4 protein-coding genes are annotated in these 17,199 nt (G+C 45.4%); all 4 read right to left on the bottom strand.

Annotation, left to right across the window (positions count from 1 at the left end):
- Positions 1-12: 12 nt before the first annotated feature.
- The 4 genes from ABIS04_RS12885 to ABIS04_RS12870 are packed head-to-tail and all read right to left on the bottom strand — an operon-like array spanning position 13 to position 16,781.
- Positions 13-5,955 (bottom strand): beta-ketoacyl synthase N-terminal-like domain-containing protein, encoded by a 5,943-nt coding sequence (locus tag ABIS04_RS12885; protein ID WP_350431314.1) that lies wholly within the window; start codon positions 5,953-5,955, stop codon positions 13-15.
- The gene (locus ABIS04_RS12880; RefSeq protein ID WP_350431313.1) at positions 5,952-8,045 is read right to left on the bottom strand and encodes a PfaB family protein; all 2,094 of its coding nucleotides are present in this window, start codon (positions 8,043-8,045) and stop codon (positions 5,952-5,954) included. The genes ABIS04_RS12885 and ABIS04_RS12880 overlap by 4 nt, the downstream gene beginning before the upstream one ends.
- Positions 8,042-15,916 carry an SDR family NAD(P)-dependent oxidoreductase gene (locus tag ABIS04_RS12875; RefSeq protein WP_350431312.1) on the bottom strand — a complete coding sequence of 2,625 codons (7,875 nt, stop codon included), beginning with the start codon at positions 15,914-15,916 and terminating at the stop codon, positions 8,042-8,044. Before ABIS04_RS12875 ends, ABIS04_RS12880 begins: the two co-directional genes overlap by 4 nt.
- Entirely contained in the window at positions 15,900-16,781 is an 882-nt protein-coding gene (locus ABIS04_RS12870; protein ID WP_153009485.1) for a helix-turn-helix domain-containing protein, read from the bottom strand. Before ABIS04_RS12870 ends, ABIS04_RS12875 begins: the two co-directional genes overlap by 17 nt.
- Positions 16,782-17,199 lie beyond the last annotated feature (418 nt).

The raw sequence follows: 17,199 nt of genomic DNA, 5'->3' as shown, positions 1-17,199 counted from the left end.
TTCCTTTTTGGCCTAAGCTTCTTCAATACAGATGGCGATATCTTTGACTTCATAAATGCGCAGACCATCTTTACTGAGATTTGCGTCGCCTATTATGATGCGTTTACCGTCTTCATCTTTTACTGCACTGATATGTACATCAAGTGACATTTGTTTGTTCAGTGGGTTAATTTGACCGCGATATTTCCATTTAATATCCGACAATATTTGGCCGAATTTTGGATTAGTGAAACCTTTACCTAGGTCTGTGCTGATGGCGTAAGTTTGCATCAACTCGATCACGGCTTCAACACCTAATGAACCTGGCATTACCGGATCTTGATGGAAGTGGAATTGGAAGAACCAATCACTAGGGTCAATAGTGCGTGAAGCAGCAAGGTAACCCTTACCGTATTTGCCGCCTGCTTCAACAATTTCTGCTTTGTCGATAAAGTTAAGCTGGCCACCCGCTAAACAATAATGCGGTTGGCTAGTTGGCGGATTAAACACCCGTGACTGTTTATCCAGTAAATTAACGCTAATGTCTGCCGCAACATTGTTATCAACATGCCATGGTTGAGTTATTTTGCCGTTATCTATGCCTAACTGGTTCTTAAGCGCATCACCTTTAAAGTAACCAAATACCGCGCTACCCGTGTAAAAAGGCTCGTTATCGACACTTAACTCAAAGGTGAAGCTTTGAATAATGTTACTGCCAGCAATGACGGTTGATAATAGCTTTGAATCATTGACGATAGTTTTACCGCGTAAATCCACATGACGTAATAATTTTCCGCCACCGTCTAAGTTACGGAAAAATAGCTCTTGCCCAGGAAAACCTAGGGTGGTGCCCATGTAGCCAGAAATAAAGCCATTGGGTTGTAATGAAATTTCCATTAACACCGAATAAGGCATTACCGCTTGATGGCTGTTTTTAGCAAAGTACCAAGCATCTGCCGGCACTTCGTATTCTGCTATACACGATGATGGCTTTTTCAATTCGCCGCGTTTACCGTTAATTTCAACCACGCGAGTGGTTAACTGTAAGTCGCCACAGGGTGTGCGCGGTGGGATAAGTCCGCGGTAAATACTAAAGTCAGGGCCAAAGCATTTTTCGATATCGCCAGTAGCAAACTCAAACATATGGTATGGGGTAAATGGCACGGTATCAGGCACGCGATTAGCGTACTTTGAATCGGCACTGACTATGGGTGCTTCAACGTGTTTTAGCGGAATAACGCCTTTGTTAGTCTGGGCGTTTAAATCTGGAATTTGCGCCATTAACGGCGCTTTGTTGGCAATAACCTTGCTGCTAGCGTTTGAATCAACTGCAGGGCTTGTATTTGAACTGTCTAACGAAAGCTGCGGATAACGTGTACATTCTGCTTCTTCTTTAATCATCACACCCAAGTTTTGGAAATCGACCACCACTTTGCCATTGAGCAAAATATCAATGTTAGCTTTAGCGTAGGGACGTGGATGAATGCCAATTTCGGTCACTTCCATGCGATAAGTCAGTTCAGCAGTTTGTGGTAACACTTGGCCACGACAACGAACTTTTTGCGAAGCATTTTCCAACGGTTGGAATCGGCCATTTTCTACTAGAGTATGCATGCCAATGTGGATCATAAAGAACTGTAATAGCTGGCCACAACCTTCGGCCATTAACGAACCGGCCATCACTTGGTCGCCTTGGAAATGACAAGGGAAATACCAATGGTCTGGCGCAATGTGTTTATGACCTTCGAGTAAGCCTAAGCCCCACGCGCCACCTTGTGTTTGTAATTGACTAACTCGTTCAATCATTAAGAATTTTTCTGAGGCAAAACAAAGCGATTTTTGTATTCCAGTTTGCAGTTGGTGCGCAACATGTTCGCCGCCAAAACAGCTGCCAATATCACCAGTCAATAAATGATGAATTTGACCATAATCAAATGCCGTTTGGCTACAGTGTAATAATGGGGTAAAAGTTGGTTTATTTGGATTGTTGAGCACTTGTTGACGATGTTTTATTTCATCTTCAGTTTGAATAACCCCTTTACCATCGGCCAGCTCTTGGTCGGTAAAGAAGCCCGCACAGCCGCCATCCATTTTTAGGATCATCTTGTCGCCTACGAAACACTCGTAAGAGAAAAAGAATAATAACGTGTCGCCATTGCTGGCAAAGTTATTGATTTTAATGTCGTAACGCAGTGTGTCGCCGCCACGAGGTAAATCGGCTAAGAAGGTCAAAGTACAATCTAATAAGCGATAAACTCGTTCGCCTTTGTTTTCAAAGTCGATACCTAAATAACTGATCAACATTAAATCGCACTGACCCGATTCTACCGCTACAGCCCAAGGAATTTGACCATCCACTAAATACGGCGCATCGACGGGGATGTCGTATTCTGTGGTCATTGAACACGGTTTGTATTGATTCATGGTGGCATCGAGTTTGGTCACACGCGACACTAATAAATAATCTGTGGTCGGTAGGCGAACTCGGCGCGAGTAACTGTCGATAATGGCGTAATCTGGGCCAAACACCTTAGCGATATCGCCTTCGGCATATTCAACTAAATCAGCATAATTCCAAATACACGGTTTATCGGCTGGAATAGGCGCAGTGTAAGCTGGCACACAAGCATGATTAGGTTGGATTAACCTAGCTGGGCTAATTGCTTCACTCTTAACCGCTGTTTGAACCGCAGCATTAACCGCATAAGTATTAGCCGCCGGAGACGCGACTTGAGTCGCGGTTGGCTGATGACTCAAACCGGCTAATTGGGACCGTAATAAACTGTCAGCCACTTTCAAGCCTGCATCACGGCTGGCTAAATAAGCTAAATGCGCTTGTTGTGCTAACCATTGATTTTGTTGGAATGCCGTTAAATGTGCTGGTGGAATCGTATGATTTGTCATACTGGCAACCCTTGGTTGCTTTGGAAACGTTTTATCGGGCATATTTTCTGACATAAGAGGCTCGGCGATATTCTCGCTATTATTGACGCTAAGAGGGCTATTATCACCAATAGTTGGTTGCTTACTTTCAGTGGAACTGACCGCACTAGGGGCGATATCAGCACATTGATTGATAATACTGTCGAGGGTATCAAGTGGGCTGTCGATAATATGTTGGTAAATATCGCGACCACCTAAACTGACTTGTTTAATTAAACTTAACTTACTGCCCGTGGCGAGTTGTTGAGTTAAATTATTACCCAGTCGAGCGTGCAATGCGTGTTGTTGCGCCGCAGAAACCGACAGATTAACTTGTGAGTATTGATTGTCGCTGCTGGTGAATACACTGGCATTGATAGACGGTTTGTCGATGTGGCGAGTTTGCACTAAACCGTGCAGCAAACTGGCCATGCCTGAAGCGGCAAATGTATGACCGAGAATATCATGGGCTTTACTCAATAATGGCGCTGAGCTGACCGCTGTCGCAGCATCAGTTAATCCTTGGGCAAACTGTTGACCTTGAGTCGATAATATACATTCCGGCGATTGGTTTAATTCAACAATATCTGTCAATAACTCAGTTGGTAATTGTGACAATGGCGTAAAGTTAACGCTGTCGATACTGGCGTAACTATCAAGCTGAGAGTGTGCCGCACTAGTTTGTTGCAGCACTAGCGCGCCAGCCCCTTCACCCACTAACCAATCGGTTGAACGCAATCCTTTGGCGTTAAGCTTGGCGGTATTGAACAGCATATTTTCAATACTGCCAGACAGGTCTACAGCGGCAATAATGATGGCATCTAATGGTTCTTGTAACGACCCTAACGCAAACAAATTTTGCGCCACATCAATACAGCGGTTAACTGACTGTTCGCCCGCAGAAATCGTAAATGCTGGGCCGTTGAAATCCCATAATGAGGCTATCCTCGACGCCATAATATTGCCAATAAAACTGGTGTATTGGTTAAGCTTAGCGGCGTCGAGCACACTGTCCATCGCAATGGTTTCAAGGCTGTCATATTCCGCAGTAGATAATTGAATACCTTGAGCGTTAAGGCTTTGCGCTATTTGGCTGTGTAAGTTAACTCGACCGCGGAATTGATGAAGTTCGAGTTCGGTTTCCATGGCGACTAACACCGCGACTTTGCTGCCTGGTGTTAGCTTGGCATCGGCGATAGCTTCATCGGCGACTTTGATCAACAGTAGTTGTTGCGAGATCAGGCGATCATCTTCATTGGGTGGCACTTTAAAACGCAAAAAATCAAAATCGAATTGATCGATATACGCGCCTTGCGGCACTTGGGTGATGCCATATTGGGCTAATAGCTCAGGATGTTTATCTAAGCCTTTCCAGCGTTGAGTGGGTAGCGGGCTAAAGATGGCTTGTTTGGCGATGATTTTTTTCGCCAGTGCATCAATACTGCTACATTGACCAAAATGCGCCGCCATGCCGGTAATGTGCATTGGCATTTCTGCATCAACTAGCGTCGTGTTGCGAGTTTGAGCTTTATTGTTCTGAGTATTATTACTTAGAGAATTATTATTTTGAGAATGATTGTTCAGCGTCTTGTCAGCAACGGCTTTAGCTTGGTACGACTCAAGTAATAAATGGGCGTTACAACCGCCAAAACCAAATACCGATAAACCTGCATGACGGGCTTTATTGCCAACTTTATCGGGCCAAGGTAGCACAGCATTGGGTAAAGTCGCTTGGCCAAATAAGCCATTAGGTGAGGCGATAGGGGCACTGATATTAATACTCGGTGGCAACACGCCTTCACGCATCGCAAAAATCATTTTCATGATCCCTGGCATGCCTGCTGCTGTGAGTAAATGGCCTAAATTGGATTTTGCGGAACCAATTAATGGCGTGGCACTGCCTTCAAGTTTGTCTTCAAAAAAACGTTCCATTGAAGCTAATTCAACTTTGTCGCCTAATGGTGTCCCGGTGGCGTGACATTCAATCACTTCAATACTGGCAGGCGTAATGTTAGGGTCTATTGCGGCGGCATCAAGATAAGCGCGCTCGAATGCTTGTACTTGGCCTTTAATGTTTGGGCTTAATACAAACTGGCCTTTACCATCGTTTGATAAGCCAATGCCACTGACCAAAGCATAAATATGGTCGCCATCACGCTCGGCATCTTCAAGGCGTTTGAGCACTAATACTCCAGCACCTTCACCAGCGAACAAACCTTTACTGTTTTGATCAAACGGAGCTGAAATACCGTGGTCTGGGTAAGCATGAAATATCGAAAAGCCCATATTGATAAAAAACGGATCGGCTCCCGACACCGCGCCAGCCAGCATCATGTCTGCTTTGCCGGTATGCAAGTAGTCGCAGGCTAATTTTAATGCGTAAACTGAACTGGCACAGGCGGCATCTAAACTCAGTTGCGTACCACCTAATCCCAAAGCATCGGCAACGATTTTAGAGGCGTTATGGGCAATGGCACCATTACGCAAGTTAACCATTTTAGGCGCTACATTATTATTGTTATTGGCATTTTCTGCAGTATTGTTTTGCGATGCTTGATTAAACGATTGCAGATTAAAGTTTGGCTGCTGGAGTTTAGTCTGTAAGGCTTTTTCGACCGCGCTGTGATAAAGCGGCACAAATAGCTCGTTAGACTTGGCTGTAGGGAACGATAAAGTGCCCATGACAATGCCGGTGCGTTGCAGCACGTTATGACTAAGGTTTATACCCGCGTCGGTTAACGCATTTCGGGCGGTGTCGGTTGCCCACAAGAAACTGTCATCCAAACCAGTAAATGCCTCGGGCTCAATACGATAACCTTGAGGGTTAAATTGAAAGTCTTGAATGTAGCCGCCTTTATCACAATAAAAACGGTCCGATTCGCCTTGTACACCCAAGTAATCACTCGGTGAAGCATTGAGTTTGCTAGCACTGATTTGGCTGCGTGAATCTTTTTTGTCTAATAAGTTTTGCCAAAATTTAGCGGGAGTATCCGCGTCGGGATACTGATTGGCTAAACCGACAATGGCTATTTTAGGGGTGGCTTGAGAACTCAATGAGGTTCTCCTTCTAATGATGTTTCACTGCAACGAGACAGTGGTGAGCCGTCGGCTATTGCCGTCTGCTGAGATAATGAGTTAATTGCATCGTCAAGGCTGCGAATAAAGGGGGTTAATGACATCGGCACGCGATGTGCCATTAATTGTCCCAGACACTTGAGTAAACTGCTGACATCGTCGCCGCCTTTGGCATTAACGGCAACGGCCATTGCTGGGGACGTGTTGTTACTTTGAGCATTGATTTTGTCAATTAAGGTGGTGGTTTGTCTATCGGCTCCGACTTCAACAAATAATCGACAGCCTTGATCTCGAGCATTGTGGATTAATTGAGTAAAATCCAGCTGATGACAAAAAGTATCGGCAATCGATTGTGCAATAGCGTGTGAGTCTAACGTGACAGGCGCAACTTGAGCCGCCGAGATAAACTGTAAATGTTCGGGTAAGTTTGCCAACAGCGGTTGCAGATAAAACTGACGTACATGGTCGGTAATATTTAGTGCGGCTGGTGTATGCATTGCCGTAATTCGATTGGCTGCAATACCGCGTTTACCTGCTTGTTTTAACAATGCTTTACAACTGGATTCACAACCTGCGATAACACAAGTATCGCCTTGGACGATGGCAATATAAGCACGCGGGTAATCCGCTAAATGGGGCGTGAGTTCGTCAATACTGGCTCGAGTCACAAAGCTGTTCCACACAATGGTTTCGTCATCGGCTAATTGCCATTGTTGACGAACGCAGCGAAGCTCGCCTGAAATATCTTGGGTAAAGATACTGCTGTTTTGGGTTGCTTCAATCATAGTGTGTGGTGCTTGCCAAACATCTAGACTCGCCCACATGGCCGCTTCGCCCATGGAGTAACCCAAGGCAAACTTAGGTTCAATGGCAAATTCTTGCTGCAACAGTTTGGTTAACACATAACTGGCGCCCACACCGGCAATGGCTAATTGGCTCAAACTCATCTGTGCGGTACGGTTTTTATCTGCCGCGTAAATAAACTTGGTTTGTAACATCGATTGCATGTCACCTTGGCTTTCGAGTTCAGCATACACATTGGGGAAAACCAAGCCCATTTGACTGAGCATGTTTGGATACACAGTACCGACGCCAGGATAAACAAAACTTAAGCCATGATCACCCAGCGGCGCAGAATAGAAACAACTGCCAGCAGGGGTTTTATATTCTATCGGCGGGTTATCGTTAATGTCTGGCTGAAGGTGAGTCGACATTGTTACCAACATCGCATTAATTTCTATGATTAATCCGTTACGATCCTGCGCCATTAACACTAAAGCTAGGGGCGCATCCGTTTGATAATCGGCCAATGTACTTTTGATAAGTTTTAGTAAGCTGACATCGTCTGTCGCCGAATTGACCTGCGCAGAGAAAGCCATCAGTTTAGTGTGCAGTTGCACCAATGAAGTGGCACATAATGGCAGCCATAAACGTTGGGGATTAACCAATTGCTTTGAGGCGACTAATGCACGTCCTTGGGTCAAGATCATTGCCTGAACACCGTTGGCACTTGGGTAACATAACGCTGCAACTCTGCTTTGATGAAGTGGGCTAAACCAATACTGGCTGTTGACCTTGTCCTGTGTTGGTATACAACGACTGGCGATAGACTCTACTAGGGTGGTCATTGCGGCCAATGCATTTTTTGCATTATTAGCAGTATTGGATTTTGCATTGCCATCTAACGCGACAATCTGCGGTTGAGTATGTAAACGTTTTGCATGATTCAGCGCCAGTGTTATTGCTTCAGCCTGATTGCTACCAAGTGCAACACCATTTAGATAAGCGTTCGCATTGACGCCATGTTTCGCGGCAAGTAGCCCCTGCATTATCCACAACCGATCGGCAATATTGATCATCTCATCTGTAGTGGATGATAGCCGCTCTATGCTGTGCAATAACGCCAGTTCAAAACCGTCGCTATGCTGAGTATAAATCGCAACCTTGTGCTCATTAACCGAGTCGATATTGGGTTTTCTCAGCAACAAAGCCAAGCGCATTGGCTTGGTTTGTTGCTGCAAAATACGCTCACTAATGGATTTTAGCGCCATGTTATCTGTGGCTGTCACACTGTGTCCTTGTGTGAAAGTTCAGCAGAAGCTTCATGTGGAATAAATGCCCCATTCAAACTCTTACTAATGGTCACTTTAGCATTGAGAATTTGGCAACTCAGGCGGCCGTCTTGATGATATAAACTCACGTTAGCCACTAGCATTCTTTCGCTGTGCTTAACCACATCAAGTTGAATATAACCTTTATCGCCATTTGCAAATGGCCAAGCAGTAACACACTCACCGGTTGATGACGGTAAGCTTGCGGCATCGTATTTTAGTCTTGCCCATACCAACATGGCTTGTAGTAGCAAATCTTCAGCGAAAATTTGGCTACCACCTAATGCCGATGACGGTATAAAACCTTGGCAATCGCTGGCATTAATGCTCGGCAATTGAACCTGACACAAGAGCTGAGCATCATCAAATGCCAACACTTGCTTAATGCCTTGCAAACGCGGGCCATGAAACAAGGTTCCGTTTTGATACAGTTCAGCGCCTGAATACAATGGTGCCATGTTAGCCCATTGAGCCAAACTGCTGTCGCCAACAGTGGGTTTAGCAACATCAGTTGCCAATATTGCTTTATTGATCACCAATTGAGCTTGGTATTGCGGTTTCATGGTTGCGCTAGGATCGTTTAACAAACGAGAGGTGATCAGCGCGCTGATCCCCGCGTTAGTTTGCGTTAGTTCCAGTTGCAACAAATGTGGCTCATTGGTGTCAAAAATAACCCCTTTAAGCAATTTGTATTCAGCAATACTGACAGGCACATGACATAAAGTTTCTGCCGCATCACGCATCCATTGCATGGCGCATACCGTCGGTAATACCGGATTGCCAGCAATACAATGATCGCTAACAAAAGGCATTTCAGCCGGGGTTAATACTCGAGTCACCGTCTGACTGATAACATCAGCAGCCGATGTCTTAGTCATAACTGCCTCAGTTGTAACTGAGTTAGCCGTAAATGCTTTAGTCACAAGTGTATTAGTAGCAAATGTCAGCGAACCCTTGGCAATAAGCAAAGCGTCCGCATTAAGCTTTTTTACAGCGTTGTCCTGTTTTGATGAACCTTGCATATCAGAGCCAATAAGCAGTTGCGCCCCTTGTTGGCTTAATAAACTGTGGGCAAATAGCTCGGCACCCGCTTGTAACGGAATAACGTAAACGCCACGTTCAACAAACATTTTCTTTAATGCTGAGCTGACCATTCCGCCATCCCAGGGGCCCCAATTAAAACTCATCACTTTAGCTTGCGGTAAAGTGTGCGCTAGTTTCAGTGCAGTTTTGTTGAGGATTTCATTCGACATAGCGTAATCACTCTGTCCGGTATTACCGTAAAAACCGGCCGCCGATGAAAACAGTGCAATAAGCTTAATCTGCTGTGGGTCGAGTGCATTAATGATGCTAGCAAGCCCAGTCACTTTGGTGTGGTATACGCGGTTAAGTTCATCCAAGGTTTTATCTTGAATGTGCTTATCGGCTAATACGCCCGCACCGTGAATAACCCCATTAATGATTAATGAGTCGCCCTTGGCATTAGTCAGACTTTTAAGACTAGCCGCTACCGCGGTGGCGTCGCTGACATCCATCGAGACATACTGAGCACTGGCGCCAACCTTGCTGAAAGCACTTAACGCAGCATCTATTTCTAGGCTGCTGCTTATTGGCCATACGAGTGCATCAATCTGTTTTGGCGATGGTCTGTTGCCTTGAGATTGAATATAAGCGATGGCTGCGGCTTTTAACTCAGAGGCTTTTTTGCCTTGTGCCCATGCTGGTAAGTCTTTGCCAAAATGTTGGCTACGACCCGCTAACACAAAATGTGATTGGCATTGTTTGGCTAAGGTGAGAGTGCATTCAAAGGTTACGCCTTTTGCGCCGCCGGTGACCAAAATAGTGTCATTTTTGTTTAAACTTGCTGGTGCAAACTGCTCGCTGGCATTGCCGGCAACTAAAGTGACTCGACCTTGATTACTGATCCCCACTTCATTAATGCGATCCGCGCTAGCATTGGCACCATCGATATCAAATAACTCAGCAACGATGGCATCGGCAAAACTTGCTGTATCAATATTGTTGGCAATGTCTAATGCGCGGCAAAACACCTGTGGCCATTCATGGCTTAGGGTTTTGCTTAGACCAGATAAGGCTGCTTGGTTAAGCTCTGCTGTTGCTAGCTGAGTATTATCAAGATAACCAAATCCACCGTCTAAACGGCTCACGGTAAAGTAGCATAAACGCGAACCTTGAGTTGGTTTGGCAAATTCAGCGTGAAGATGCTTAGCCCACAAAAATGCGTTGTCGACAGCGGCTTTTGCTGCAACAGTGCACGACATTAATTCGCTGCTGTTTGCTGCGGCTTGTGGCTGTAAATGAATAAAGCCCGCAATGGCATGTTCAGCGCCCAAGTCGGTCTTAATATCGGCAATGACTTGTGCAATTTGGGCATCATCAATGCTGCTCAACGTGTAGCTTTTAATATCACTGCTTAAGGGTGAATGTGCCACGGTAATGGTTTGTGGGTTACGAATAACGGCGACGGTTAATCCCTTTGCATTTAGCTTTTCAGCCAGTAAACCTGCATTGTGGCCATCATCTGTGATGACAATACAAGAGTCTGTTGAAAAGCAATCTACGAGTTTATCCGCCGCTGGTAACTTTTTTAGCGCTACCTCGCTGTGTGGAGGTAATGCTGCGGTGTTAACCTCAACCTTGTTTGCAGTTGATGTTGGTGCGACCGGCGCAATCGCGTTTGCTGCAGGCAATTTGGTTTGCATGTAGCTAACGATTTCACCTAGAGTGCGACATTCAGCTAAATCTTCTGGGTTCAACTCAGGTAAGCCTGGAAGCTCATCTTGCACAGTACCTAAAATCTCGACGCGTTTGATTGAGTCGATACCTAAATCGGCTTCCATGTCCATGCTCAGTTCAAGCATTTCTGCAGGGTAACCGGTTTTGTCGGCTACCACTGACATCATGGTGCTTAAAACGGTATCAGCACTTAATCCTGTTGTTGCTGGAGCAGATACTGGAGCCTCAGTGTTGGTGGCAGGCAATTTGGTTTGCATGTAGCTAACGATTTCGCCCAAGGTACGACACTCGGCTAAATCTTCTGGGTTCAGCTCAGGCAAACCGGGTAGTTCGTCTTGCACTGTGCCTAGAATTTCAACACGTTTGATTGAGTCGATACCAAGGTCGGCTTCCATGTCCATGCTCAGTTCAAGCATTTCAGCAGGATAACCGGTTTTGTCGGCCACCACTGACATCATGGTGCTTAATACTGTATCAGCACTCAAGCCCGTTGTTGGCGCGGCAGATGAGAATACGGCTGATGCTGGAGCCGCAGTGCTGACTGCAGGCAGTTTAGTCTGCATGTAGCTGACGATTTCGCCCAAAGTGCGACATTCAGCTAAATCTTCTGGGTTCAGCTCAGGTAAGCCTGGAAGCTCATCTTGCACAGTACCTAAAATCTCGACGCGTTTGATTGAGTCGATACCTAAATCGGCTTCCATGTCCATGCCTAGTTCAAGCATTTCAGTTGGGTAACCAGTTTTATCGGCAACTACTGCTAACATGGTGCGCTGGACATTTTCAGCGGTTAAGCCCGTTGCTGCAGATGCAGATGCAATTGAAGCTGGCGCCACTGTGCTTGCCGCTGGCAATTTTGTTTGCATGTAGCTAACGATTTCACCCAAGGTGCGACACTCAGCTAAATCTTCTGGGCTCAGTTCAGGTAAGCCTGGAAGCTCATCTTGTACTGTGCCTAAAATTTCCACACGCTTGATGGAGTCGATACCAAGGTCTGCTTCCATGTCCATGCCAAGTTCAAGCATTTCAGTTGGGTAACCGGTTTTATCGGCAACCACAGCTAACATGGTACGTTGGACGTTTTCAGCCGTTAAGCCTGTTGATGCAGGTGCAACAGCATCTACCGATGTTGATCCCGTTGACGCTACAGCAACCGAGTTGGCCGCTGGTAATTTGGTTTGCATATAGCTAACGATTTCGCCCAAGGTGCGACACTCGGCTAAATCTTCTGGGCTCAGTTCAGGTAAGCCTGGAAGCTCATCTTGTACTGTGCCTAAAATTTCTACCCGCTTGATTGAGTCGATACCAAGGTCGGCTTCCATGTCCATGCCAAGTTCAAGCATTTCTGTTGGGTAACCGGTTTTGTCTGCGACCACATTGAGCATAGTGTCTAACACTTGTTGCTGTGTTAGTCCGGCTGTTGGTGCAGAAACCGCTGCTGAGCTAACTTGCTGAGCGACAGGAGTTTGAATCGGTTGACTGGCTGTTGGTTGAGATTGAACTGCTTGAGCTGTTTGAACCGGAGCTGGAGCAATAGGTGCTACCACTGGCGAAGGTGTCGTTGTGGCTTGAGCAACTTGGTTTGGCTGTACAAACGCAGGCTGTACCGATGTAGGTACAGATGCTGGAGACACCATAGGCATTGGTGTTTGCCCTTGCAACATGGCTAATGCGGCTTGGTTTGCTTGTGCTTGCTGCGTTAAAAATTGGGTATGACTTTGCAATGTTTGTGCTTGGTGCTGGTGGAACATCTCCATCGAACGTTGCAAGCTTTCTGGAATGGCTAATCCCGATGACGCCATTTGTGCTTGGGCTGTCATCAGGTGAGCAAAGGTGTCGCCATATTGCTGTGGTATGGCTAAAAACTGCTGATGTAATTCAGCTGTTTGTTGCTGCGCAGCAAAAAATGCACCGATACTATCGGCTGACGCTGGCACACTTGAGCTAACTGCTTGAGCTTTAGCTACAGGAGTTGTTGCCGCTAAAGGTGCGGCGACTGCAGAGGCTTGAGCTTGTGCTGATGTTGTAGGTACTTCAATATATTCAGTTTTAATGACTTCTTTTTCCACAATCTTTTCCACAACTTTTTCGACAGGCACTTCCACTGTCTGGCTGGTAACGGTGCCGGTTTGCAATGACTTTTGCATTTTGGCTTGAGTGGCCGGACTAATATAATTACTCGCGGTTAACTTAACGTTCATCGGTGACACTTTTGCAAGCTCAGCGATTGGCGCTTGATACGGATCAACCTCGGTTAATGCAACACCTAATACTGCAAGCTGACAAGCCGCTTGGCGCAGTTGAGTGTCACTATTGCCTTTAGGATTTGGGTTCAAGCTCACTACACTGACTGATTCTGCTTTATTGCCTAAGGTCGCCTCAACCAATTTTTGGAGGATGTTTTTAGGACCAAACTCAACAAATATGCGGGCACCAGCATCATACATGGCATTTAGTTGCTCGCTAAAACGAACCGATTGCAACATATGTTCACTAAATGCTGCTTGGATTGCTTTAGCATCATTAGGATGTGCTTTACCTGTGCCATTGGCATAGAGGCTTAGTTTTGGCTTAGCAAATTTAATCTTATTGATTGCCGCAGCAAACGGCTGCTGAGCATGCGCCACTAATGGAGTGTGGAAAGCACCAGAAACCGGCAGGGCGATTGCTTTAAAACCAAGTTCGGTGGTGATAGCTTGTGCCGCTAAGGTACATGACGCTGTTGGGCCTGCAATAACCAGTTGGGTTGGTGCATTGTAATTAGCCACCTTAACGCCTTCAAATGCGCTAATGCACTGTTCAAGCTTTTCAACTCCGTTGTCAACAGATTGAGCTGGGACAATAATGGCGTACATTACGCCAGCGTCTTGATCTTTAGGTGTCGCCGCCATTGCTTGGCCACGAGCAAAGGCCAATTGATAATAATCAGCTTGGCTAATGACGCCTGCAGCACATAATGCTGACAGTTCACCAAAACTATGGCCGGCAACCATATCGGCTTTAAAACCTGCTTGAGTCAATAATGCATATTGGCCCATGCTGACCGCACCAATAGCACTTTGAGCATTGGCGGTATTAGTTAATGCTGCGTGTTGTGCGGCAATGTCTTCGGCTTCAAAAGCAGGATTTGGGTACATAATTTGCGATAGTGGCGTTTGTTTATGTTGCGCAAACACCTTGTCTGCTTGCATCAGTTGTTGACGCATTTCTGGATATAAACAGGCTAAATCGATGCCCATGTTCAGATACTGCGCCCCTTGTCCGGCAAATAATGCTGCCACTTTATGGCTTGCCGCTTCAGGATGAATCAATGCTGCTGCGCGATAACTGGTACCAGAAGGCAATTGCCAGCTGTCGGCAGTATTTGAGTTTAACTGCGCTAGGGCCTGAGTTAGCTGAATGGTTAAGTCTGCTAATGAAGCAACCACTAAGCCTATACGTGCCGCATTAGGGGCGATGGTATTCAAGGCAAAACGTTTACCAAAATCGGCTAATACAATTTCTTGGCGATTTTGCTGTGTGGTATCAACAGCATTAATTTCACTTTGCAGTGCGGTTAATTGAGCCTGTAATGCGGCTTTATTTTCAGCATGGATCAATAGACTCTGTGGCACTGAACGTTGACGATACTTATCGCCTCGAACATGTTCTTGACGATATTCTTCCAACACAATGTGGAAGTTGGTGCCACCAAAACCAAATGCACTAATACCCGCGCGGCGCGGCGTATTGTCTGCACGAGGTAACCAAGGGCGGGTTTCGGTGTTTAAATAAAATGGCGAATCTTGAATGTTTAAATTTGGATTCGGTTTACTGACGTTAATGGTCGGCGGCAACACTTTATGATGCAAAGCCAGAGCCGCTTTAATCACACCAGCGGTTCCGGCTGTCGATTTAGTGTGGCCAACTTGCGATTTAACAGACCCAAGAGCAATATGCTGTTGAGTGTCATTACCGTCGGCAAACACCGACTTTAGGCCATTGAACTCCGCGACATCACCTGCTGCAGTACCAGTACCATGGGCTTCAATTAAGCCAACAGTTTGCGGCGCAAAACCTGCATCATCATAAGCGCGTCTTAATGCTTTTGCTTGGCCTTCAGGGCGCGGTGCATAAATACTTTTAAACTTACCATCAGATGATGAGCCAATACCTTTGATAACAGCATAAATTCGGTCACCATCTCGTTCGGCATCATCAAGACGTTTAAGCGCCATCATGCCAATACCTTCACCTATCATCATGCCTTTTGAATCAATGTCAAAAGGTTGAATGGTGTCGTTGGTGGTAAATGCCGGTGTTTTTGAAAAGCTCATGTACATAGATGGCGAGTTATCGGTACACACACCACCAGTGAGCATCATGTCACTGCGACCTTCAACTAACTCTGTAATCGCCATGCGCATAGCCGCTAAAGAACCTGCACAAGCTGCGTCAACCACGCAATTCATGCCGCCTAGATCAAAGCGGTTAGCGATACGCCCAGCAATCACATTGCCGAGTGAACCTGGAAATGAGTTCTCTTCCCAGTGAATATATTGATCCTGAAACTTTTTTATCAACATCTCAGTGTCTTCATCACTTAGGCCACTATTTTTAAATACTTTTTTGAGTATTGGGTACTGCAAGCGACCGCTGAGGCTATGATTGATTTTTTGACCACCGCCGACACCTAGTGTAATACCGATGCGATCGGTATCGTACTGTGCATCAATACCAGCATCAGCTAACACTTCTTTGGCGACCACTAACGATAAGAGTTGCGAGGTGTCTGTTAGTTCGAGGATATTAGGTGGCAGGCCAAATTCCATTGGATTGAAATCGACTTCCGGTAAAAAACCACCGCGCTTACAGTAGCTTTTATCGGCCATTGATTTATCGGCATTGTAGTAATCTTCAGCATTCCAATGGGTTTCTGGAACGTCGATAATAGCATCAATTTTTTCGCTGATTAAATCCCAAAACTTGTTTAAGTAACGTGAGTTAGCAAAAATGCTTGCCATGCCGACAATCGCGACAGGCATGTCTTTTAAGCGTTTGTTTAAACGCTTATCTTTATTACTGGATTGGCTCATATGAGTCTCCGTTTGATAACTGAGGTTCAGTTATCTGGTGTTGGGATCCAGCTGCATCAATGGTGCTAGTGGATACTGCTGCTGATTGACTTGCTCCGGGAAATCGAGCAAGAAAAGTGTGATAGTTCCGAACCAATAACTTACGTAAATGAAATGGTCCGTGCTTTAAGACATGCGTGATATAGCGATTACTCGCTTGGGTATGGCTGTCTTGATAAATATCGAGGTAAACCCAGTCAGACTTAAAATCGACTCCAAGCAAAACAGAATAAGCTTGCTGCTCTGTTAATTGAGGCGGAATACTTAACGACACCACTTGCACTACGTTGTCCGGATCTGGACTTGGCAGGGCCAATGTATCGGCTAAGGTCTTAGGGTTAACGGTATAGGTTTGTATATCAGCTCCCTGAGTAATCGGCAGCTGATTGAAGAATTTTTCCGGCACAAAAGGGCTGTCAAATTCGTCTAGTTTAGAGACCCCAAAACGCTTTAAGCAGCGGGCAAGGCCGGAGCGAGATACATTGGGGTTGATAAATTCTTGGGTGACTTTTAGTAGCCGATCTAAAGGCATTTTTAATTGATAACGCAAGCCCAGCATCACGTATTCTTCCATCGGAGATAGTGTGGTGTTGAGTTTGTGCGGGGTATTTGGGGTGTTATCGATTGAGTCACGTTTACGCCACTTACGTATTGTGGCTTCGCTGATATTGAGAATTTTGGATAATTGACTGACGCTGTAATCGGATTGCTGAATAAATTGACGCATTTCAGGCGTCGTAGTCGCATTACGGTGTTGGACCGTTTTTTGGCGAGGCTTGCCCTTAAATAGACCAGATTCTAAATGTGTGGTTATCTTTTTTGTCATCTAGACCGGGATTCCAAATAATCTATTGGGACTTCAGCGCATTCAAACTTACCGATACTTACTTAAGTCATACTTAAAGAAGATAAGATTAGTCTAAATATCCATTTATGCTTTTTTTAGCACAAAGCAGATTACCTGAGGTTTCACTCCGATACAATCACCCGAGACTTAAAACAAGATATGAGGTGTGAAAAATGATTATCTATGGAATGTGTCAAGGCCTCTCAAGATCTAAAACAGCACTGAATTTACCTTATTTGGCGATTATTTTGTTAGTTAATCATTTGATACATTTCCTGCTTTTATGATGGTGAGAATGTATATTTTCACTACTCGCTATATGGGTTTTATTTGACAAAACTCTCGCGGCATCGGTCTTATTGAGGTAATTTAGCCGTATTATCGTTTAATAGAGTGT

The sequence above is a fragment of the Shewanella sp. H8 genome (genome assembly GCF_040285065.1).
GTDB classification, from domain to species: domain Bacteria; phylum Pseudomonadota; class Gammaproteobacteria; order Enterobacterales; family Shewanellaceae; genus Shewanella; species Shewanella polaris.
The sequence above is the reverse complement of the archived record's forward strand: the minus strand, read 5'-3'. Positions and strand labels throughout refer to the sequence as shown.

Coding starts and splice junctions, on each gene's coding strand:
- ABIS04_RS12875 (WP_350431312.1), bottom strand. CDS start 15,916: ATGAGCCAATCCAGTAATAAAGATAAGCGTTTAAACAAACGCTTAAAA.
- ABIS04_RS12870 (WP_153009485.1), bottom strand. CDS start 16,781: ATGACAAAAAAGATAACCACACATTTAGAATCTGGTCTATTTAAGGGC.